Genomic DNA, 20,761 nt, shown 5'->3' with positions numbered 1-20,761 from the left:
GCAGTGCTGAAGCGGTGCAGTGGCGCAATTGTGATGGCGAAGCGGACGTGCGAGAGACTGCGCGAGGCGACAGGCGCAAACGTCCGCTCGTGGGCCGCGTTGCCGCAAAGCCGACGGTCGGGTTATACATGCAGGGAGCGTTGCGCTCATGTCTCACCTCGCCGCATGGGTGGTGCGCGGATGGGCGCAGTGCGTTCCAGTATCTCAATGACGATCATCGGCGCACCGCAGTGCCGGCAGACGAAGACCGGAGCGACAGCAACCTGGGGATCGTCTGGCTGGGTGGCGACCTCGGGCACGACGTCCAGCAACTCACGCACCTTCGCGAGGCTGGCGCGGCGCACCGGGTTGGCCAGCAGGCCGTAGTGACGGATGCGATGGAAGCCGTTGGGCAGCACATGCAGCAGCAAGCGGCGCATGAACTCGCCGGCTTCTAGCGTCATGATCTTGTAGCGGGTGCGCCCCGTTGCACGGTAGTCCTTCCAGCGGAAGGTCACGCCGCGCTCATCGAATGCGACCAGGCGCTGGTTGGAGATCGCGACGCGGTGCGTATAGCGTGAGAGGTACTCGAGCACCGCTTGCGGTCCGGCGAAGGGACGCTTGGCGTAGACCATCCACTCGCAGGTGCGCAGCGGCGCAAGCCACCGCGCAAAGGCAGCCGCATTGGCAAGGTCTGTGTAGTCGCCGAAGAACTGCAGCTGGCCGCGTCGGTGTGCGTCTGCGAGTGCTTCGAGGAAGCGGCGCCGGAACAGGCGCGAGAGCACGCGCACCGGCAGGAAGAAGCCGGGGCGGCAGGCGATCCACCGCTCACCATCGGACGACAGGCCGCCACCGGGAACGATGCCGTGCACGTGCGGATGATGCGTGAGCGCCGAGCCCCAGGTGTGCAGCACGAGCGTGGCGCCGATCTGTGCGCCCAGGTGCCTCGGATCCGTGGCGATCGTACGCAGGGTTTCGGCGGCGATGTCGAACAGGAGTCCGTAGATTACCGCCTTGTTGTACCAGGCGATCGCACTGATCGGCGCGGGCAGCGTGAACACTACGTGGTAGTACTCCACGGGCAGCAGGTCGGCCTGGCGCGCCTCGAGCCAGCGGCGGGCGGCACTGGCCTGACACTTCAGGCGGTGCCGGTTACGGCAGGAGTTGTACTCGACCTCGATGTGGTCGCACCCCGAACAGCGCAGCACGTGCCCGCCCAGCGCCGCGGTGCGGCACTGTTCGATGGCCGACATGACCTTCAGCTGCCCCAGGCTCAAGTGTGCGGTTGCCCGCCACGCTGGCCCGTGGCTGCGGAAGATATCCGCAACCTCCAGCATGAGGCGCTACAGCGCGCAGCTTACTCGGAGGGCAGGCGGTCCAGCGGACTGGTGACCTCGTGCAGCAGGTCGGTGGCCACCTGGACATAGAGCGCGGTGTTCTCGAGCTTCGCGTGGCCGAGCAGTACCTGGATCACGCGGATGTCCACCTTCTGTTCGAGCAGATGTGTCGCAAAACTGTGCCTCAAGGTATGCATGGATACGCGCTTGTCGATGTGTGCGGCCTCCGCGGCGGCATGGATGGCGCGGTTCAACTGTCGCGTGCTGAGCGCGTCCACGGGATCGAGCCCGGGAAAGAGCCACCCACCATCCAGCATCCTGCCCTGGGCCCGGGCTACGTGCCACCAGACGCGCAGGCGCTCGAGCAGCACCGGCGAGAGCATGGCGTAGCGGTCCCGACGACCCTTGCCCTGCTCGATGCGCAGCGTCATACGTTGACTGTCGATGTCGCCGACCTTCAGGGCCACCACTTCGCTTGCGCGCAGTCCTGCGCCGTAGGCGACTGACAGGGCGGTCTGGTGCTTGAGGTTGCCGGCCGCCTCGATGAGGCGGCGCACTTCATCGGGACTGAGCACGACGGGCAGTGTGCGGGGCACGCGCGCGGGATGCATCCTGACCATCAGGTCAGGCCGGTCGAGCGTGACCCCGAAGAAGAACTTCAGGCCGGTGATGGCATGATTGAGCGACACGGGCGATGTGCCGTGATCGACGAGATGCAGCTGGTAGCGCCGCAGGTCCTCGACGGTGGCCGTGTCAGGTGAGCGCCCGAGAAACCGGGCGAATTCGCGCACGATGCGCAGATAGATGTCCTGTGTCTTCGGCGACAACTGGCGCATGTGCATGTCGTCGATCATGCGCTGGCGCAGTGGACTGGCGTTTGCCTGTGGGGAGGTCATGATTGGGCTCCTGCTGGAGAACGAGGCGGGTTGCCTCATTCGCCAACATACGGAACCGCGCAGCGGACCTCCCATGAACCGCACGCGCTGGCCGGAGCCCCCTACCGCGCGAGCGGTTTCGTTCTTCGGCCAGTTTGAGACGTTCGGCGTCCACGCCTGCTTTGTTGACAATCGGTGGCCACAACTACTCGTGGCCATACCCGCGCGCGACCGGCTATCTACGATCAGACTTCGACAACGCCTCGGGATCTGGTCTGTTACGCCCTAAAATTCTTGCCGAGACAGCCGCCCAACGTGTAGTAGTGTCGAAATACGTAATGCAATGGTTTCCATCGTTCCAAATCGATCCGGCGGGTTGGCGCCAGCAGGTCAGTATGAACATGGATTCGCAGAGCCTTCAATTCTGCGGCAACCATTGCATCATCGTCGCTCCCGATCTTGTGCATGCGAACAACTCTCGCTTCGATCTGAATTGGACATTCCGCAACCCGAACGGGCGTGATACATTCGCTTGCTTTCGCATTCAAATCTGCGCATCGAAACTTGTCACGCTCAAATCGATAGCCCAACTGTTTCTTGTTGTCCGGCACAACTTCGGAGCCCGTAGTCGCCGCAATGGCCTCGACGTTCTTCCATAATGAAGCATCGGGCAAGTTGAGCACCGCTTCCGGGCGCTGGAGAATATTGCTATAGCATCGGCCTGCCGTACTCAACCCGATCATGATTGTGTCCGATAGCGCCCAGTATGAAGAAATGGGACTCAGGTTGGTCGCTCCGTCGGGATTCACACTGGAAATTAGCGCCACGGGAGTTCCAAAGTACAGGACCGGTAGTTCGACAACATCAGTTTGCATGGCGCCCTCGCAAAAGCTCAAAGTCGCCCCATTCTCGACGCTACTCCCAGCGATATGTTTCAGCGCTTGATGAAGTATTGGGGTCGAGGCGTCGAGCCGGAGCAGTCTGTGTGAGCAGGCATCCCATCGGTGTAGTGCCGAAGACGCAGCGGAAGAGAAACGTCGGGCGAGTGTCCGTTCCAGAGCATATCGAAGGGCAACTCAGGGTCGGTCCATGCCTTTCGCATATCTGCTGCGATCCGCGATCTGCGGGGCCCGCGTTTGCCCGGGTTCGGCCAGCTGCGGTCACTTACGCCGGAAACCGAAAGCAGTCAATCGAAGAGCGCGTGTGATCCCAAATGGCCGATGAGAAAGTTGGGGCGACAATGTCCCCTGTCGTCCCAGCGCGTTTGGCTCAGTAGTTGATTTCGTTCGTCCCTTCTATTGTCATGAAGAGTCGCGCGACAACGCGTTCTCGATTAGCTTGGCAACAATGCGCTTCGCTGATGCGAGATGTTCAACGGTCATTGACCGGGCAAGCCTTGCATTGCCAGTCCGACACGCTTTGAGGATTTCTGCGTGCTCATGCTGAAACGCTGTCGTATCGGCGAGCAAAGTGGACTGCAAGCGCTCGTATCGCTCAACCTGGCTCCGCAGGTCTCGTATCGACTTTAGTTGGCGCTCGTTGCCGCAGGGCGCATAGAGAAGTTCGTGAAACTCTCGATTGAGTTCATCTTGCTTGTCTCGTGTTTTTGTTTCTCCGAGCAATCGATGCACGAGTTCGACGCGGGCTAGGGTCTCGTCGTCCATATGTTTGACAGCACGATAGATCGCGTCGCCCTCAAGTAGCATGCGTAGGCTGTATATCTCCTCCACGTCGACAGGCCGCAGTGTCCGGACAACGGCGCCACGATTCCTATTGATCTCAACCAGTCCCTCGGACACCAGTTTCTGAAGCGCTTCCCGCAAGGGGATTCTGCTAACGGAAAATCTGTCGGCTAATTCTCGCTCCACCAGCCGTGCCCCATCCGTCATCTCGCCGATTGCTATCAGTTTGCGGAGCGACGCAGCAACCGCGTCGGCCGTCGAATCCAGTTTTCGTTCCATCTTCATTTCCGTCGACATTTTGGCATAATGGTATACCATTCACGAGCGGAGGTAACAATGTCTATTGCGAAGACGAGAGCCACTCCCTATTACGCGGTGATCTTCACGTCCATCCGCACCCCCGAAGACAACGGGTATGGAAGGATGGCTGATGCGATGGTTGAAGCAGCGGCGATGCAGCCGGGATTCTTGGGCGTCGAGTCGGCAAGAGAGGAACTCGGAATCACGGTTTCCTATTGGGATAGTCTCGAATCGATTGCTGCATGGAAACAGAATTCAGCGCATCTGGTAGCACAAAAGACCGGTCGCGAGAAATGGTACGAGACCTACAAGACGCGTATTTGCCTTGTTGAGCGGGACTACGATTTTTCGAGAACCTGATTTCCGGCGTCTCATTGCTCGGTCACGCCGCCAGTTGGTGGCTTGACCGAGCGTCCGACGAAGCTTATGAATGGTGATCATGTAGCCGGCCTCCTCGCCGCGGTTATGCGACGAGGGTTAAAGTCAGTTTGCGAAACGCACTTTAACCCTGCGGAGACCGACATGAACTATTGTGGCATAGACCTGCATTCGAACAATTGCGTGGTGATCGTCAGCGACGAGAACGACCGGATCGTGTACCAGAAACGCCTGCCAAACGAGCTCGCGCGGATCGCGGCGGCGCTTGAGCCGTACCAGCACGAACTGGCGGGTGTGGTCGTCGAGAGCACGTACAACTGGTACTGGCTGGTGGATGGACTGATGCACACAGGCTACCGGGTACACCTGGCGCATCCCGCTGCCATCAGGAAATACGACGGACTCAAGCACAGTGGCGATTTCGCCGATGCGGCCTATCTGGCGAAGCTGCTGAGGCTCGGGTTGCTGCCCGAGGGTTATGTCTATCCACGCGAGGAACGCGGCGCACGCGACCTGGCACGCAAGCGCATGCAACTGGTGCGTTATCGCACAGCGCAGATCCTTTCGATCGAGGGCATCCTGATGCGGCAGACGGGGAGCAGAATAAATGGCGAGGCAGTCAAACGGCTGACAGTCGGCCAGGTCGATGAATTTGCATTTGCGCCCGATGTCGCGCTGGCCGTGGAGGCCAACCGCGCGGTCAGCCAGGCGCTGGGGCAGCAGATCGAGGCGCTGGAGAGGCGACTGAGGGAACGCGTGAGCCTGCGTGCCGAGTACCACCTGCTCAGGACGGTGCCGGGCATCGGTGACACGCTCGCGACCACGATCATGCTCGAGACCGGATCAATCAGCCGCTTTACCCAGGTCGGCAACTTCAGTTCCTACTGTCGCTGTGTTGACAGCCTGAGGGAGAGTAACGGCAGGAAGAAGGGTGAAGGCAATACCAGGAACGGCAACAAGTATCTCGCGTGGGCGTTTGTGGAGGCGGCCAACTTTGCGATGCGTTACTGCCCGCAGGCCAGAAGCTTCTACGATCGCAAGAAGAGCAGGACGAACCGCGTCCTGGCGATCAAGGCTCTCGCACACAAGCTCGCGCGGGCGTGCTACCACATGCTGCGAGACCAGAAGCCCTTCGATGTGCACCTGTGTTTCGGGTAACGGTTTGGCCAGGGGCGATGAGCCAGGAATGCGGACTGGTGTGAAGCCACCCGAATGATTTGGACGCCGCCCTTGCGCCATCTGAACGGATGCAGAACACTGAATCGCCCAGGCCGTGAGCCATCAAAGGACTGGCGTCGCCGTCATGGTGATAGCCACGGGGAATGCCAAAACACCCCTTGGACACGGCCTGGCACCAAAGTTTCTCCGGGGCGGCAACTGCCGCCAGGGCAGTCGCGAAGCATTGCGACAGGCTTGATCCCGACAGGTGTCTGGTGCGATTCGGTTCGCAACCAACGAGTGAGAAAACGGGCGCGGTTAGTGTCTCCATGAATGAAGGTGGCGCGCTGTTGTCACTCTGAATTGACGCGATTGTTTGCGACGTACTTTTTTTGCCCTTGACTCCGGCCGGCTAATGGGTGTCTGCTTTTCTGGTTTGAGGAACCTGTCCGCATTTTTGTGTGCGAGGCGGTTTGCAAAACGTTATCCACGCGCGAAGGTGAATCGCTCACCAAACAGGATAGCAAACTGGTTCATGGCCGCCTTCCAGTCGAAGGCGGCCCGCACGGATTTGGCCAGCACGTTGCGCAGGGCCAGCCAGAGCAGCTTGATGGCAGCCTCATCATTGGGGAAGTGCCCGCGGGTCTTGATGATTTTGCGCAGTTGCATGTTCAGGCTCTCGATGGCGTTGGTAACCGGCATGATATAGCCGGTGCCCCACGGTCCCGCGCCGCGCAGTTCTGGCGTATGGTGTGACCATCCGGGACAAGGGGCACCGGGGAGCACTTCGGGTGGGCAGGCCGTTCTTATACGATGAGCCGCGAGCTCGTGTTAGTAGTTGGCCGCCCCTGCGACCCGCCCGGTTGCGCTGTGAGCGCGAATCCGTAGTTGTCGTGCTGTCCCACCGGCTCCCAACAGTCATCTGAATGGGAGACGATCATGCGAATCGTAGGACTGGATGTTTCGCGCTCCGTGGCCGAGATCGCGTATCTCGAGGACGGTGTGCTACAGGCCGGCGGTCGTGCCGGGCTCAGACGCGACGAACTGGAGCGCTTTGCCGCAAGGTTGTGCAGCAGCGATCATGTGGTACTCGAAGCGACGGGCAATACCGCTGCCATCGTCAACGTGCTGCGCCCCCACGTCGCGCGCGTCGCGATTGCGAATCCACTGCTGGTCCGGCTCATCGCCGAAGCACGCGTCAAGACAGACAAGATTGATGCGGCAGTGCTGGCACAGCTGTACGCGAGCCATTTTCTGCCGGAAGTCTGGATGCCCGACGAGAGCACCCTGGCGCTACGCCGACAGGTCTCGCGGCGGTCACAACTCGTGCGGCAACGCACGAGGCTGAAGAACGAAGTGCATGCGGTGCTGGCTGCGCATCTGATCGAGCGGTGCCCCGCTACTGATCTGTTCGGCAGGAAGGGACGTGTATGGCTCAAGGCCCAACCGCTGCCGATGGACGAGCGTCTGGGCGTCGAGCAACGCCTGCGGGAGCTGGACCGTCTTGGGGAGGATCTCCACGAGGTCGACAAGGCCCTGGCGCAAGCCAGTATCGGCGACGAGCGGTTGCGCAGGCTGCTGACCATCACTGGCGTCAATACTACTGTGGCAATCGGCCTTCTGTCGGCGATCGGCGCCGTCGAACGGTTTCCCAATCCGGAGAAGCTGGTGAGCTACTTCGGGCTCAACCCGTCGGTCTATCAGTCGGGCCCAACGCCCGCCAGGCACGGCCACATCACCAAGCGGGGACGTTCGTACGCACGGGCATTGCTCGTCGAGGCAGCCTGGGGCGCAGCACAGGCGCCTGGCCCTCTGCGCGCTTTCTTCCTGCGCGTACGCGACCGTCGCGGCCAGCAGGTCGCCATTGTCGCGACGGCACGCAAACTGGCGGTCATCGTGTGGTACGTGCTCACGCGCAATGAGCCGTTCGCCTGGGATCGTCCCGCCCTGACCGCGCACAAGCTGCGCGCCCTGGAGCTGCAATCCGGAATGCCGGCACAACACGGCTCGCGTAAAGGCACGGCTGCGGCTTACAGCCTGAAGAGCGTACGCGACCAGGAGCGGGCCGTCGCCGAGCAGGCCGAGCGCACCTATCAACGGTTGTTCTCAAGATGGAAACAGGCGCGACCCAAGGGACACGAGGTACCACTACTGTGGCCAGGAGCAGGGACTTCATAAAAAGATCGTGCGGGGACTTGTCGATTTCATCCGTCGTGTAGACAACCCGGCGGATCTCGGGCGGGAACACAAAGAACGGCGTGACGTGTTCCCAGGCGCGCCGCCAGGATTGCACGATGCTCGGGTACTTCGCGCCCCATGGGCCGTCGGCGAACTCCTGCAGGGCAAGCTGCGCGGCCTGTTCGCTGGCAGCCGCGTAGATCGGACGCAGCGCCGCGGCGAGCGCCTTGCGATCCTTGTAACTCGCATACTCCAGGCTGTTGCGCATCAGATGCACGATGCAGGTCTGCACCGTCGTGCGCGGGTACGCCGTGCCGATCGCTTCGGCCAGCCCCTTCAGACCATCAACCACCGCGATCAGGATGTCCTGGCAGCCACGGGTCTTTAGCTCATTGAACACCTTGAGCCAGAACTTCGCGCCCTCGGTCTGTTCGATCCACAGTCCCAGCACATCACGCTGGCCGTCGGCCTGGATGCCCAGGGCCAGGTACACGGCCTTGTTGCTCACCACGCCATCGCCGCGGATCTTCACGCGCAGCGCGTCGAAGAACACCACTGGATACATCGGTTCGAGTGGACGGCTTTGCCAGGCCAGCGTTTCGGCCATCACCTCATCGGTGACCGAGCTGATGAAGTCGGGCGAAACCTCGGTGCCGTAGCTCTCGGCCAGAAACGCCTGTATCTCGCGCACGCTCATGCCGCGCGCGTACATCGCAATGATGCGTTCATCGAACCCGGTGAAGCGGCGCTCATGTTTGGGAATCAGGATGGGGGCGAAGCTGCCGTCGCGGTCCCTGGGTAGTTCGACCCTGACGGGTCCCTGGTCGGTGATCACCGTCTTGCCGCTGGCGCCATTACGCTCGTTGGCCTGGCCCGCCGGTTTGGCCTGACCCGGCTTGTAGCCCAGGTGCAGATTCATCTCCGCACCCGTGGCACGCTCAATGAGTGCCTTGTTGAACGCCAGCATCAGGTCCTGCACTTCAGCGGGCGTCATCGGCCCCTTGACCAGCTGGTCTATCAGCCCTTCAGGCAGGGCAGGTAGCGTCCCTCGGGCCGCTACCTGCGAAGCAACCGTGCGTTTCTTCTTCATCGGCATATCCATGACTTTTACCTCTCATGATATGCCTCGCCCACAAAATCACGGATAGGTCCGGTTTGAGGCGACATCATCGTTGCGGACGAACACCATCAACTCATAAGGCGCTCCGGGTCGGCACAGATACGAGAAAAAGCCTCCGGTCGCGCGTGGATGCGGCACAAACAGATGAGCGGGCTCATCCTCGGCTAAAGTCGGGTCGATCAACGTGCCGTCGGCGTCGCGCACAAGCGAATGCGCAACGAAGCGCACCGATGCATCGGCCAGCTCGAGAACAAGCCATCCACGCACGGCCTGCGTGCCGGTATGTGTGGCGAGCCACGCGTCCACGGCATCGTGACAGTTCGACCGCGGCGTTGCCGCAGGTCGCACGTGTCGAATGGGTCGCGCCCGCCGCGCAGCGACAAGGCCATCGACGAGCGCGACAGCCAGAGACTCGTGCCCCACCGGGTGCGTATGAGAGATGCAAGTGCTCATGTCGTCCCTTTACCGTTATTCGAATTCCACCGCACCCTTGCTCGTGTGGTAGTGCTTACCGACGTCCTGTTGCTCGGCTTGTGTCGCGATATCCAGCAATGCTTGCGCGAGCGCCCGCAGCGCATCCGGCTCGAGCTCCTGGCCATTGCCCAGCGGAGAATCGAGCGTAACGAGTGGCGTGTTGTTACGCGTGCGGCAGAGTGTGTATTCGAGTGTGCGCTTCATGGCCTTTCCTATTTCTCATGCTGTCTGCCTAGTCTTCTTCGATGAGCATAAAAAAACCGTGATGCCGTTCGAGAAGAACCGGTTCACCTGTGCCCTCGTTCAACGCGTTCAACTCGTCGTCTGTCAGATCGAGCGTCCGCGGGTCACCGAGCCCATAGAATTCGTCTTCGTGTGGGTCGAATTGCTGGACCTTGCGCACTGACATGTCACATTCTCCATTTAGGTCTTCACTCTGCCGGCTGCCGGTCGGCATACGGGACGCAGGTGCGCCATGTACTTGTCTAGTCTAATCGGTTGAAGCGCTGTTCGCGGCGATGGCCGCGTCGTAGGTCATTCCATGCTTTGCGGTTCCTATAGTCTTCAATCTATTTTCGAAGCACGAGGCCTTCATGCGGCCTTGAGCATGAAATCGACATGCACGGCATCGTACGGAAACTCTACCGCACCGTCCGCGTTGCGCTCCAGAACACCAACGTCCAATAACGCATGCACGTCCCGGTGTACGGCTTTGACATCACGATCTACACGGCGCGCGATTTCCCGAATAGAAAGCGCTCCCGCTCCGGTAATCGCCTGAATCATGCTCCAACGCAATTGCGTGAGTGTCTGGAACAGCAACTCGGGCGAATCGAAACTTATAAAAGTTCCTTGAGCCTTGCCATTCATCGCAGCAAGAAAACGCTTCGTTACAGCATCGCGAGAAGCGACGCCAAGAGTGACTGTCTTCATTGTGACCTCCAGCTATCAATGTCAGCCCAAAAATCAGCGATTAGCTGTTCCGGCGTCGAAAACTCGTAGAGCGTCTCGGCCTCTCCCAGGTGCCGGTGATCGCCCTTGCCTTGTTCATTGTCGTATCGCAACACGCACAATCCGCTAACTACAAACGCGAGGCTGTACTTGAAAAAATGCGTGCTTCCTCGTACCGGTGCAGGTACCTTCCACACGAGCAGTTCAGCAAACGCATCCCGATCCACGGCGTGGCGTTCTTTGAGCAAAAGGGTGGCTTTCATGTTGGACAGTATGACAACACCTCAAGGCGTTGTCAATTGATCCAACAAGCGCTCGTTTGAACCTCGTAATACTGTTCATCGGACGATACATTTCAAAAGCGTTTGTACGCGAAGTGGGACAAACGCACCGGCGTGCCGCAAGTTGCGGGATTTCTTGCCGGCGGTGACTGCGCTCTACCCTGCTCGCTCGCTACGGTCCGGACCAACGGGCGATGCACTGCCCCGCTCCGATAAGAGTGATAGCATGACACCTGTGTATCCATACAGGTAATTTGGTCATGTCCACCGCCCTCGCCCACCCAGAGCACATCCATCCTTCCCTGTGGCGCGCGGCGCGCGCGGAGTCGGCAGGACAGTGGATACTGGCTACCCTGCACTCTCGCGTGAACTGCCCGGTGGTGGCTGGCCGCGTGGCGCGCTGGTCGAGCTGCTTCTACAGCAGGCCGGCATCGGCGAACTCCGATTGCTTGCGCCGGCGCTCGCGTCGATCGCCCTGCGTCCGATCGCGCTTCTGCAGCCCCCGCAAGATCCGAACGCGCACGGCCTCTCGTATATCGGCCTGCGACCCGAAAGGCTATTGATGATACGGACGCGAAACACGGCCGACGCCCTGTGGAGCGCCGAACAGGTGCTGAAAACCGGTAGCTGTGCCGCTCTGCTCATGTGGCAACAACACGTGCGGCCCGAATCGTTGCGTCGCCTTCATCTGGCTGCGAAATCCGGCGAGACGCTGCTGTTCATGTTCCGGCCGCTCGCGTCGGCTCTTGATGCATCGCCAGCGGAGCTCAGGCTCGGCCTACGTCCAGATGCAGCTGTGAATCGAACTAAACATGGAACCCCCTGATATCCCGGAAGGCCGCATCAATCATGAAGCGAGTGAGGCCGAGGTCCCATTTATACGTCAATTCAGATTGACTTAAACTTGTGACTTATCGAGAAATTGAACTAAAGTCGGAACATTGTTGATGACCCGACTCGCTGTTGTGGGAGCGACTATTCGCGTACCCGATCAGCGTCTTTCCAAGCAGAGGCCGAATTATTGCCACACGATGATCGGCAACCTGCGGGCCGCGCTACACTCAAGCCGACCGAACGCGTTCCCGAAATAATAGCTTGGATACCGAATCATTCATAAAACGCGTCGGGCACGAACGCTTAGGTGAGGTGCTCCCAGTTTCCCATGTCCGCGTGCTGTGCGGCGAATCGCTGCGATGAATTCGTAGTCCGAACATGAAGCCTTGACTTTAATCGCGTGATAGCACTCAAATGGTCGATCAGTTGACAAGGTTCCCCGCGTACCAAGTAATCTTCGTGCTACCGGAAACTTCGATGTACCGGCTTGGACATGCTCGTGCTTCGCGCTTTTCACGCAGGTCAGAGGAAAATATCTGCTGCACGGACGGCTCGCACGCCCGTCGAACTGACGACGCTCCGCTCCAACCTGCGCTGCGACTACCCTACCGGGTGGCTTCCAACGGTGTGATCGTGCGGACAGCACGGTCGCTCATCCTTGGCATGGGGTTGCATCTTTACGTCAATTGGCCGCAAAGCCTTAGCACTCAAGGCCTCCTCTTGCGACGTGCCCTCTTAATCCCGAAAGTCTCGACTTTAGTAGAAAGTTCGTACCAACTTTTATTCGTTTGACAGAACGGACGACCGCCGCGCACATGAATCCTCGCCATGGTGTTTCCCCTTTCCCTATGTCTCACACTGTCTGCCTAGTCTTCTTCGATAAGCATGAAAAAGCCGTGGTGCCGTTCGAGAAGAACCGGTTCGCCTGTGGCCTCGTTCATGCCGCGCCGCAATGGCGCTGGCGCGATCGGGAGTTTCAAAAACATCGACGCGGACACGGGAAGCCGTTTCATAACCATCCGGGTACGCCCGCGCTATTCAAAGAAATCCCTAGTCTTACTGTGTCACATATCGACCATTAGCCCATGCAGATGTCGTCTTTTTGAGGATCGCCGATTGACGAAATGGTCTCGTACACGTAGAGCGAGTGAGATCTGTCACTGAACGCGTCATGCGAAACCAGGACGGCCTCCTAATCGACAAGAATCGGCACGGCCGCCCCGAGATCCATTACACGTGAATCTATCGTGCCTTCCGGCGCTGGGAAACGGACGGATGCCTGAATGCTATTTTCGAGGGCTCGGTCCTAAACCTTCATCAGGACGGTCACCCGGACACGCGAGTCATCCAGTGTACGTAGTACGGCCGGCTGCGGTCGTCAAGGATCGCATATTGCGCCATCAGGTTGGCTGAGTCAGGATTGAGCCAGGATGTAAAGAAGCTTAACTTGGTCACTTGCCGCTCCCGTTGGTTTTCGGCCGGTCAGGCGCGCGCTCGGGCTGCCTTGGGTTTGTTGCGCAAGTACACGAAATGGTAGAAGGCAAAGGAAAGGTCCGCGTGGTTGAGCACGTCTGCTTCGCCAATGGTGGCTATGTTGAACTTGAGACGCTTGATGGCCAGCTTGCCAGAAGGAGACGCAATGTACGCTCGCATGAAGTCTTTCCTCGCTCGTGCGTCGACCAGCTCGAAAGCTTCGCGACCGGCGCGGACCTCGTCGGCCAATCGCAGCTTGGCTTCTTCCTCACGAGCTGCGCTGTTCGCTTCAACCGCGATTCTCGTGGTGGCTCTGGCTGTCACCTCGGCCTGCTCTTCTGTGGCTTTCTGAGCCAGGACGGTTTTCATCCGGCGCTCAGCCTCCGAGAGCTTGTAGCCCTCAGTGATGGCCTTCATCAGATAGCCCGCAGGACTCTTTATTACTTTCGCATCATCAATCTTTGCGCGAGTGTATTCGATTGCATCGAGAATGCGTTCATCGGACCAGATGGCACGGTTTTGCGAGATGACACTGAACTGCTTCTCGGTGAAGCCGAATTCGTTTTTCAACGTGGTGTAGGTTTCCTTCAACCCAATTAAGCTCGCGCGGACGGTGTCGGCCCCTTCCTTTCTGGAAAGCCTGAAGCGTATCCGATCAATCTTCTTGGACTTGGGGCTCTCGGTGCGCGTCTCGTACCTCAGATCGATGTCAGAGACCTCGTTGATTTGCTTTACCGCAGGCTCTAGACTGTCCCGCTTGAAATACTTGAAGACTGTTGCGCTGGAGCCCGCTTTGCCTGGCCAGTTTCGGACCACATCGATTTCAAACCAATCCGTGATGCCGTCCGTCACGTACGCAATGACGTGGTCATAGATTGCACGTGCATAAGTGAGGGTGAAGGCTGACGTGATGCGAAGGCTCAACCAGTGCGACTTTTCCGGGTCCTTGATGTGGCGGATGAGTGGTTGCGGGACTTCAAACGTTATACGTCCTTTGTCGATACCGACAATGCCGAGCAGTTGCACGGAAACCCACTTTTCGTTTTCAGGTGAGGTGCTGCCCTGCGGTGCCGTGGACACTTGGATGAGTGCTTTCTGTGCTTCGGATACGACTGCCCTCAGATGCTTGTAGTTGTAGCTGTCGTAACGCATAAGCCACCTGAAGTAGCTCAATTCGACGTCGTAGTATTTCGGTATGGTCGACTCTTGCGCCACGATGAAGTGCGCTGCATCAAGCAGGCGACGAGCTGTGACTCCGACATCCGTGACATCAACGAAAACGTTGTTCCGCTGATAGCCGATTTCCTTGGTTGACTTATGGATCGGCGTGTCGGTCGCTAACATCTCCTCAAACAGTTCGAGCGACATCTGGCGCGATGTTGCGCGAGTCGATAGGTCGATTGACATCGTGGCTCTCTTTCTTGGTTGTTAGCCGGGGAAAACTCTAACACGCGTAGGTGAGATGTCAAAACAAAAGAGCTCACCATCGAAATGCTGTTTCAACAATTAGGCTCACCCACCGTTGTAACCGATCAGGTCAACAATTAGGCTCACAACAGTGCCGGCAGGATGCTTTGTCTCTCACCGTCAAGGCGTTGGTTTTGTGTTTTGAAAGTCTTAAAAGAACAAACCCACCAACATACAAGGGCGATCAAACTCTAGCAAAAACAATGAGTTAACTTGACAAAGGTGAGTGATTTTGGTTCAAGGGTGAGCCTTTTTGTAGGGAAAAGGTGAAGGAAAGTCCTCTATGAGAGTGAAGTGTTTACCCGTTCAGAGTGAGACTTCCTGTTGCAGCCGGCACGATGGTGAGATGAATTGTTGAAGCGTTCCTCGATGTCGAGAAAGTCTGACGTGCTGGGGATCCTGAGCCCCAATCTGCGACGCTGGTGAGCGTTTTTGTTGGCGACGGTGAGCAAATTTGTGTTGGCCCCAGCGCCGCCCTCGGTCGAACTAGGAGAAAAGCGTTATGGCCTCAATAGTTAGGGGGTATCCAGGCGGAATCCGATTTTCCTGGCGCGATGGTGAGGAGAATTGTGGTGGGCTGCCGGGTCGCCCTCCCCAGTGCATGGTGAGAAGTTTTGTTGGATTACTGTCGGCGCTACGCACGCATGGTGAGCCGGATTATGGGGCAGGCCGATAAAGCGAATAATGGTGAGGAATATTGTGGGGTGGGCTTGTTGTACGCAGTGATTCTGCTGCACTGCAGATCAATCGTAATCGTTTCGAACCGGACCCGCTCGCCTCTTCTCTTTTGGATTCAACAAAACGTCTCACCCACCTTCGTGACCGAGCCTTCACTGGTTCAACAATTTCCCTCACCACGACCTTTGACAATGCGTTCATCAAAGATGTGTTTGACGCGTCATAGAAATCAGTTCTTACCACATTATGAAATGCGCAGACATTTTTGGTTGCAAAATAGCCACTCAAACTCTTCTTTCTAAGAAACGTGGTCAAGTTACTAGCACTTTATCGCATTTTCCTAGTATTCTACGCTTCGACACGATTTCGGACTAAACCTTAAAAACCATGTCCAAAGCAGAACTCCCTGCAATTACGCGAAGAGTGACCTTGGGTGAACTTGCGGGTTTCGCGGAGACGCTGAACACGCTCACGGAGGATTTGCGTAACAGTATCCTGACGCCGAAACCGCGAAAATCGGCGCCATCATTCACTACGGCGGAGGTCGCCGAGCTTTGCGGACTGGACCGCACGAAGATTCATTACCAGGCCACAAGGGAAGGGAGCACGTTGCCAGCAGGTGAAGCATCGGGTACTGGTCGTAGCCGCCAATTCACACTTGCCGAGGCGCGGACTTACGTGCAGCAGCTGTCCGAAATATACCAGTCACCTTTGGTCACAGGGTCGCGCGGTGCGGACGGGAAGGTCATCCTCGTCGCCAACTTCAAAGGAGGGTCGACCAAGACGACGACGTCGATGTGTCTGGCGCAGGGATTGTCGCTCCGCGGCCGGAGGGTGCTTGCGATTGACCTGGACCCGCAGGCATCACTTTCCGAACTTTGCGGGCTGTATGCAGAGAAGGAGGTTGACGAGGATTCGACGGTGCTGCCGTTCATCTATGACCAGACCATCGAAGGCGGACTGTCATCATTCATCAAGCAGACCTACTGGGACGGTCTGGACGTCATCGCAGCACATCCCTCCTTGTTCAGTGCCGAGTTCTACATCCCGTCGATGCTCAAGACCAGGCCCAGCTTTCAATTCTGGGCAATCCTGCGTGAAGGTCTCTCGTCGCTTCGCAGCCAGTACGACTACATCATCCTCGATACGGCGCCTTCATTGTCCTATCTGACGCTCAATGCGTTGATGGCTGCGGATTCGATGGTCATGCCGCTGGTTCCGGAAAGCCTCGACTTCATCAGTTCCGTGTCGTTCTGGGGGCTGTTCTCCGACATCGCGCGGAACTTCATGGAAAAGGAGGCCAACAAGGCCTACGACTTCATCTCCGTCATCCTTTCAAAAGTCGATAACAGCCCGACTTCGTCGGCATCCGTGGTTCGACCATGGACTCAACGGGCATATGGCGATTGGCTGACGACAACCGAAATTCCGGCAAGCTCGGCGATGAGTAGCGGCGCGCTTGCATTGTCGACGGTGTTTGACCTAAGCAAGAAGGACGCGAGTTCGAAAACTGTCGAGCGGGTTCGTCAGCCGCTCAGGGAATACTGCAAGTGGATTGACGATATGTACGTCGAACAGTGGAGGCTCGGCAAATGAACATCCGTGCTCGAATGGCCGAGCAGACCGCCAATCTGCGCGCTGCTTCGGATATCCCGAAGGACGAAGTCGCAGCCTCTAGGCAAACAAACGATAAACCGAAGACTGGGCCGGGGATGGCTGCCGCCTTGGCTGCGGCCAATATCAGGATTCAGGAGCTGGAGACGCGCGGCGCGCAATCAGTGCTGCCTGTGTCAGAGATAGTGCCGAATCCGTGGCAGCCCCGGAGGGTTTTCAACGAGGCGAAGCTGTCTGAACTCGCAGAGTCGATTCGCGAGGTCGGGCTGCTACAACCAATCGTCGTTCGCCGAGCGGAGTCTGCCTATCAAATTGTTGCGGGCGAGCGGCGTTGGCGCGCACATAAGCTGGTGGGACTTGAGGAAATTAAAGTCCTCGTCGTTGATTGCACGGACCAGGATATGGCCGTGCTGGCTCTGGTGGAAAACATCGGCCGGGATGACTTGGCCGACTATGAGATCTCCATCTCCATTCGCCGTACCGAAAAAGAATTTCCGAATCGCACGCGCTTGGCCGAAGCTGTCGGCATGAGCCGGCGAGGGCTGTATAGATACCTCGCATTCGACAGCCTACCCGCGTTCATCACGAGCGATCTTGATATCAATCCGACGCTTATTGGTGGCAATGCTGCCGATGCGATTGCGAATGTTATCAAGAAGCATGGTGAGAATGCTGTAGCCGCTGCTCGCGAACTTTGGCCGGAAGTCGTATCGGGAAACCTTGACCAAGGTAAGTACGCGCCGGCGATTGCGGCCCTGGTCGGCCGTCGTGCATCTAGCACAACGGCTCGCGAGCGCTCAATTGAGAAGTTCTTTGCGGGAAATACTCACGCAGGCAGCATTACAAAGGACGTGAACAGCTTCACCGTAAAAATCAAAACGGGCGTCCTGTCAGATGCACAGGAGACCCGGATTCGCCAAGTCATCAGCGAGTTGTTTAACGGTGATCCCTCTTGAGTGAACTCATCGTCGATAGGTCTGGAGCCCGCCTCGATGCGGGCTTTTCCCCCCTGCCGGATTTAGCGTGCTAGCTTTAACGCCACCGGTGTACGCGATGCAAATGCGCTTTCAACACGTGGCTCCTCGAGTGCTTAGCCACAAATCCCCGCGCACCGGAGGCGCACGGTGGCGAACGAGGGTGTGCTACTAGGCACACTTCGGGCGAGCCCTACCTGCGAGACGACCCGACCCAAGTCGGCCGGCTAGGCGTAAATCCCCGGATCCGCACCGCTGGATTTAGCCGTCCCCTCCCCCGCCCCCCCTCAGCGGCGGGGCGTTGAAATGGTGTGCTACTAGGCACACTGTTTCGGTGGAGGCCTGCTTGCGAGGTGACCCGAGTGGCCTGCCTAGCCGTAAATCCCCCGCGGCCGCATGGCTGAAGTTAGGTACAACTCCCTCCGCGGTATTTCTGCGATGGGCGGTGAAAGCCTGTGCTACTAGGCACACTTTTCGATGGAGGCCTGCTTTCGGGGCAACTCGAGTCGGCTGCTTAGCCGTAAATCCTCCGCAGCCGTCTGCCGCGGGTGAAGTGCCCGAATCCGAACATTTTTAAGAGGGCAAACAACGATGGTTGCTGCCGGGAGTACGAATCGGATTCGACGGGCAACTGACAGAGCAGACAGCGTGGCCGCATATCGAGCGGAAATGTCTTAAAGTTCGAGCCTTTCTGGGTTGGGCTTCCCTTCGGGGTTCATTACCCTCTCCGATTCTGGATACTTCGACTGAAACTTTGACCATAAAACATGAGCCCTCACAACACAGAGCCAATACATAGCATCTTCGACGGACCGCCTCGCGTCGCCGCACGCTGTCGGAGCGGCTACCCCATGAAATGCAGTTAGCTACGGAAGGCAGCGGCCCCTCAAGGTCTCCAACATGACGATAGGCTTCGCGCGAATCCACGAGGCTGTAACGGCTTCCGAGCTGCCCGCTGAGATACTTCAGTTGCCCGCGATTGCTCCGCTGCCGTCGGCTCAGATTCAAGATCCATGAAGGTTCGGACTCGTTCCCACAGGCCCCCGGCAATGTGTGGGCGATTTTCGTCAGATCTTCACGCTCGACAACGATTGGACCGGTCACAGCCTCCATGGATTGCCGGCGAGGTAACGGATGTCTACGAGCCCCGCGAACGCCGCGCGGCGGATTCGTATTGCAAATATCGGCGGTTCGAGCGTCAGAGTATCGGTTGCAAAAGGTCGACAGCGCGCTGAGGCGCGCTCAGCCCGTCGGGCCAGCGAAAGACGGGAAGGCAGCGTGAGGAAGTCCCTGTACGCTTTACAGTCGTCGACCAGCAACGAACTCATCGGCTTGCCCTGAACGCCGAGTGTCCAAAGGAGAAAGTGCTCCAGCTCTTTTGTGTAGCACGTAGCGCCTACGGCTGTTCGTGGTATTTGTTGAGGTACGCGCGTACGGCCCTCGAGTTCGTTCCTCACTTGGATAAACGCAAACGCAGCGCAACGGTGTGCGCCAGCGGCTCCCAAAAGCGCGCTGCCGATCGGCATGCGCTCAAGCCAAGCGTCGAAACCACCTTCCGCCTTCAGCGGCCAAGCGCAGTAAGCACAAGTTAGCTTTTTTGGGGACGATTCGCCTGAAGATCCCGTGTGGCGTGGCTGAACGAGAAAACCTTAAGAAATTGCCCGAAGTCGCCAAGCGTCCTCATGACGATCCGCCCCATTTTCGGGCAAAAAAACCACCTCAGCGGGCGGTTCGTCGCGCGTGGGCGGTGGCCAGTGCGCGTTTGAGGGGCTCGTCGTCGACGTACTGGCGGAAGGTCCGCAGGTCGCTGTGGCCAATGTTTTCGAGCGCTGCGTTGACGTCGAGACCGTCGCGGACGGCTTGGGCGAGCCCTTTGGCATAGCTGTGACGCAGCCAATGCGTTGAAGCGCGTTCGAAGCGATCGGCATCGGCAATTCGACCGTGCGTCCGTGCGTAGGCGAGCGCCTCCCTGCACAGGCCGGTAATGAGTTTCCAGATCGCTGTGCGGGCGCGGATGCCCTTGATCTGGCCCCAACGGGAGCGTCGCACCGACAGCAGCAGCGGCACGTCCTCGTCCGGCGCCGGCACTGGTGGCAGCCCAAACGCGATCCGGTAGGCCTGCAGTGAGAGAGCAATCTCGTCGCATGGCACCCAGCGGGCTTTGCCCCCTTTGCCGCGCTCGACGCGCAGCAGCCATTGGAACGGCGGGGCATCCGGAAACTCTCGCCGCAGGCTCTCCGGGACTGGCTCGATCCTCACATGGCCCATCCGGCACTGAACGACCTCGGTGGTACGCAGCCCGGTCCGCTCAAACAGATCCACGACGAACAGGTCGCGCGCCTTCGCCAAGCGTGTCTCGCGGCCCGATTCCGCACCCGCGCGGGCCGCAATCGCCTCGCGCAACAGTGCGGTGTCGTCGCGAGAGAGGAAGCGTGCCTGCTTGTCCGTTTCGTGACGGCCAACCGTCGGCAGCCCGGTGGCAGGATTCAATTGCAGGAAACCGACGTCGCGCAGCCAGTCGAACAGCGCGGTGACAATTTTCTGGGTCTGGCCGGCCGAGCGATCTGTGAGCGGCCCTAGGAACGGCCGCCAGTCCGGCGATCCGCGCCTTACGCCGGGCTTGCGCACGGCCCACGACGCCGGCGCCTGCAGAAACCCCACGTACCCGGCGAACTCGTCCATCGTCCAGGTCGAGATCGGTGCACCCACCTTCCCGGCATACCAGAATAGACGCTCGGCTTCGGTCCGGTATTGCGCGAGGGTGGTTGCCGCCAGGCGCCCGCGGCCAGTCGCCTTGGCGGCTAGCCAGCGGCCGACCACGTCCTCGTCCGACAGGTCCGGTGGGAGGATCGGACTCTGAAGACGGTTCGGGCGACGGGCGACGACTGCCCGCGGCCCGCTGGCCGCGACGGCCGCGCTTGGTTCACGACGGCCCACCGGGGTCATCGAGAGGCTCCGCGGTCTGCCGGGGTTAAGTGCCGAACGCAACTAACGGTCTGCGCGCACTC

17 protein-coding genes and 2 pseudogenes are annotated in these 20,761 nt (G+C 59.0%); 6 read left to right on the top strand and 13 right to left on the bottom strand.

Annotated features, from left to right (window positions below; genetic code table 11):
- Positions 1 to 146: 146 nt before the first annotated feature.
- From P3T24_RS32525 to P3T24_RS32510, 4 genes are all read right to left on the bottom strand, one after another.
- Entirely contained in the window at positions 147 to 1,316 is a 1,170-nt protein-coding gene (locus tag P3T24_RS32525) for an IS91 family transposase (protein ID WP_429440935.1), read from the bottom strand.
- Positions 1,317 to 1,336: 20 nt separating this feature from the next.
- Positions 1,337 to 2,212, bottom strand: coding sequence for a tyrosine-type recombinase/integrase (locus tag P3T24_RS32520; RefSeq protein WP_429440933.1), 876 nt, complete (start codon positions 2,210 to 2,212; stop codon positions 1,337 to 1,339).
- 257 nt (positions 2,213 to 2,469) lie between these two features.
- Positions 2,470 to 3,066 (bottom strand): flavin reductase family protein, encoded by a 597-nt coding sequence (locus P3T24_RS32515; protein ID WP_429440932.1) that lies wholly within the window; start codon positions 3,064 to 3,066, stop codon positions 2,470 to 2,472.
- A gap of 426 nt (positions 3,067 to 3,492) precedes the next feature.
- A complete protein-coding gene (locus P3T24_RS32510; protein WP_429440931.1) occupies positions 3,493 to 4,152 on the bottom strand; it encodes a GntR family transcriptional regulator in 660 nt (219 codons plus the stop codon).
- A gap of 57 nt (positions 4,153 to 4,209) precedes the next feature.
- On the opposite strand from P3T24_RS32510, the gene P3T24_RS32505 reads away from it, so the two are divergent.
- Positions 4,210 to 4,533 (top strand): antibiotic biosynthesis monooxygenase family protein, encoded by a 324-nt coding sequence (locus P3T24_RS32505; RefSeq protein ID WP_429440930.1) that lies wholly within the window; start codon positions 4,210 to 4,212, stop codon positions 4,531 to 4,533.
- Between the two features lie 162 nt (positions 4,534 to 4,695).
- Positions 4,696 to 5,709, top strand: a complete 1,014-nt coding sequence (locus P3T24_RS32500; RefSeq protein WP_429440929.1) for an IS110 family transposase — start codon at positions 4,696 to 4,698, stop codon at positions 5,707 to 5,709.
- A 483-nt stretch (positions 5,710 to 6,192) separates the two neighbouring features.
- On the opposite strand, the pseudogene P3T24_RS32495 reads toward P3T24_RS32500, so the two are convergent.
- Positions 6,193 to 6,414 (bottom strand): annotated as a pseudogene (locus P3T24_RS32495) (transposase); the annotation flags it as partial.
- Between the two features lie 234 nt (positions 6,415 to 6,648).
- Between P3T24_RS32495 and P3T24_RS32490 the strand changes: the two are divergent.
- Positions 6,649 to 7,887 carry an IS110 family transposase gene (locus P3T24_RS32490; protein WP_429440928.1) on the top strand — a complete coding sequence of 413 codons (1,239 nt, stop codon included), beginning with the start codon at positions 6,649 to 6,651 and terminating at the stop codon, positions 7,885 to 7,887.
- Between the two features lie 19 nt (positions 7,888 to 7,906).
- On the opposite strand, the pseudogene P3T24_RS32485 reads toward P3T24_RS32490, so the two are convergent.
- The 6 genes and pseudogenes from P3T24_RS32485 to P3T24_RS32460 all read right to left on the bottom strand — a co-directional run.
- Positions 7,907 to 8,983, bottom strand: a pseudogene (locus tag P3T24_RS32485) (IS256 family transposase); the annotation flags it as partial.
- A gap of 42 nt (positions 8,984 to 9,025) precedes the next feature.
- Entirely contained in the window at positions 9,026 to 9,460 is a 435-nt protein-coding gene (locus P3T24_RS32480) for a hypothetical protein (RefSeq protein WP_429440927.1), read from the bottom strand.
- A 15-nt stretch (positions 9,461 to 9,475) separates the two neighbouring features.
- Entirely contained in the window at positions 9,476 to 9,685 is a 210-nt protein-coding gene (locus tag P3T24_RS32475; protein WP_429440926.1) for a hypothetical protein, read from the bottom strand.
- 28 nt (positions 9,686 to 9,713) lie between these two features.
- Positions 9,714 to 9,890, bottom strand: coding sequence for a hypothetical protein (locus P3T24_RS32470; RefSeq protein ID WP_429440925.1), 177 nt, complete (start codon positions 9,888 to 9,890; stop codon positions 9,714 to 9,716).
- Between the two features lie 182 nt (positions 9,891 to 10,072).
- The gene (locus P3T24_RS32465; protein ID WP_429440923.1) at positions 10,073 to 10,414 is read right to left on the bottom strand and encodes a transcriptional regulator; all 342 of its coding nucleotides are present in this window, start codon (positions 10,412 to 10,414) and stop codon (positions 10,073 to 10,075) included.
- A complete protein-coding gene (locus P3T24_RS32460; RefSeq protein WP_429440922.1) occupies positions 10,411 to 10,695 on the bottom strand; it encodes a toxin-antitoxin system TumE family protein in 285 nt (94 codons plus the stop codon). The genes P3T24_RS32465 and P3T24_RS32460 overlap by 4 nt, the downstream gene beginning before the upstream one ends.
- 355 nt (positions 10,696 to 11,050) lie before the next feature.
- Here P3T24_RS32460 and imuA point away from each other — a divergent pair, with 355 nt between their 5' ends.
- Complete coding sequence (gene imuA, locus P3T24_RS32455; RefSeq protein ID WP_429440921.1) at positions 11,051 to 11,539, top strand: translesion DNA synthesis-associated protein ImuA; 489 nt, start codon at positions 11,051 to 11,053, stop codon at positions 11,537 to 11,539.
- A 1,490-nt stretch (positions 11,540 to 13,029) separates the two neighbouring features.
- On the opposite strand, the gene P3T24_RS32450 is transcribed toward imuA, so the two are convergent.
- Positions 13,030 to 14,427 carry a replication initiation protein gene (locus P3T24_RS32450; RefSeq protein ID WP_429440920.1) on the bottom strand — a complete coding sequence of 466 codons (1,398 nt, stop codon included), beginning with the start codon at positions 14,425 to 14,427 and terminating at the stop codon, positions 13,030 to 13,032.
- 1,125 nt (positions 14,428 to 15,552) lie between these two features.
- Here P3T24_RS32450 and P3T24_RS32445 point away from each other — a divergent pair.
- Together P3T24_RS32445 and P3T24_RS32440 are read left to right on the top strand one after the other, a co-directional pair.
- The gene (locus tag P3T24_RS32445; RefSeq protein WP_429440918.1) at positions 15,553 to 16,761 is read left to right on the top strand and encodes a ParA family protein; all 1,209 of its coding nucleotides are present in this window, start codon (positions 15,553 to 15,555) and stop codon (positions 16,759 to 16,761) included.
- On the top strand, positions 16,758 to 17,735 hold the full coding sequence (locus P3T24_RS32440; protein ID WP_429440917.1) for a ParB/RepB/Spo0J family partition protein: 978 nt from the start codon (positions 16,758 to 16,760) through the stop codon (positions 17,733 to 17,735). The genes P3T24_RS32445 and P3T24_RS32440 overlap by 4 nt, the downstream gene beginning before the upstream one ends.
- Positions 17,736 to 19,472: 1,737 nt before the next feature.
- Here P3T24_RS32440 and P3T24_RS32435 read toward each other — a convergent pair.
- Positions 19,473 to 20,699, bottom strand: coding sequence for a tyrosine-type recombinase/integrase (locus P3T24_RS32435; RefSeq protein WP_429440916.1), 1,227 nt, complete (start codon positions 20,697 to 20,699; stop codon positions 19,473 to 19,475).
- Between the last annotated feature and the right edge of the window lie 62 nt (positions 20,700 to 20,761).

Source organism: Paraburkholderia sp. GAS33 (genome assembly GCF_050436645.1).
Taxonomy (GTDB): domain Bacteria; phylum Pseudomonadota; class Gammaproteobacteria; order Burkholderiales; family Burkholderiaceae; genus Paraburkholderia; species Paraburkholderia phenazinium_B.
This window is presented reverse-complemented; position numbering and strand designations above follow the sequence as displayed.

What these genes read in the sequence shown, in the direction of transcription:
- P3T24_RS32525 (WP_429440935.1), bottom strand. Translation starts at nt 1,316, where the DNA reads ATGCTGGAGGTTGCGGATATCTTCCGCAGCCACGGGCCAGCGTGGCGG.
- P3T24_RS32520 (WP_429440933.1), bottom strand. Translation starts at nt 2,212, where the DNA reads ATGACCTCCCCACAGGCAAACGCCAGTCCACTGCGCCAGCGCATGATC.
- P3T24_RS32515 (WP_429440932.1), bottom strand. Translation starts at nt 3,066, where the DNA reads ATGCAAACTGATGTTGTCGAACTACCGGTCCTGTACTTTGGAACTCCC.
- P3T24_RS32510 (WP_429440931.1), bottom strand. Translation starts at nt 4,152, where the DNA reads ATGGAACGAAAACTGGATTCGACGGCCGACGCGGTTGCTGCGTCGCTC.
- P3T24_RS32505 (WP_429440930.1), top strand. Translation starts at nt 4,210, where the DNA reads ATGTCTATTGCGAAGACGAGAGCCACTCCCTATTACGCGGTGATCTTC.
- P3T24_RS32500 (WP_429440929.1), top strand. Translation starts at nt 4,696, where the DNA reads ATGAACTATTGTGGCATAGACCTGCATTCGAACAATTGCGTGGTGATC.
- P3T24_RS32490 (WP_429440928.1), top strand. Translation starts at nt 6,649, where the DNA reads ATGCGAATCGTAGGACTGGATGTTTCGCGCTCCGTGGCCGAGATCGCG.
- P3T24_RS32480 (WP_429440927.1), bottom strand. Translation starts at nt 9,460, where the DNA reads ATGAGCACTTGCATCTCTCATACGCACCCGGTGGGGCACGAGTCTCTG.
- P3T24_RS32475 (WP_429440926.1), bottom strand. Translation starts at nt 9,685, where the DNA reads ATGAAGCGCACACTCGAATACACACTCTGCCGCACGCGTAACAACACG.
- P3T24_RS32470 (WP_429440925.1), bottom strand. Translation starts at nt 9,890, where the DNA reads ATGTCAGTGCGCAAGGTCCAGCAATTCGACCCACACGAAGACGAATTC.
- P3T24_RS32465 (WP_429440923.1), bottom strand. Translation starts at nt 10,414, where the DNA reads ATGAAGACAGTCACTCTTGGCGTCGCTTCTCGCGATGCTGTAACGAAG.
- P3T24_RS32460 (WP_429440922.1), bottom strand. Translation starts at nt 10,695, where the DNA reads ATGAAAGCCACCCTTTTGCTCAAAGAACGCCACGCCGTGGATCGGGAT.
- P3T24_RS32450 (WP_429440920.1), bottom strand. Translation starts at nt 14,427, where the DNA reads ATGTCAATCGACCTATCGACTCGCGCAACATCGCGCCAGATGTCGCTC.
- P3T24_RS32445 (WP_429440918.1), top strand. Translation starts at nt 15,553, where the DNA reads ATGTCCAAAGCAGAACTCCCTGCAATTACGCGAAGAGTGACCTTGGGT.
- P3T24_RS32440 (WP_429440917.1), top strand. Translation starts at nt 16,758, where the DNA reads ATGAACATCCGTGCTCGAATGGCCGAGCAGACCGCCAATCTGCGCGCT.
- P3T24_RS32435 (WP_429440916.1), bottom strand. Translation starts at nt 20,699, where the DNA reads ATGACCCCGGTGGGCCGTCGTGAACCAAGCGCGGCCGTCGCGGCCAGC.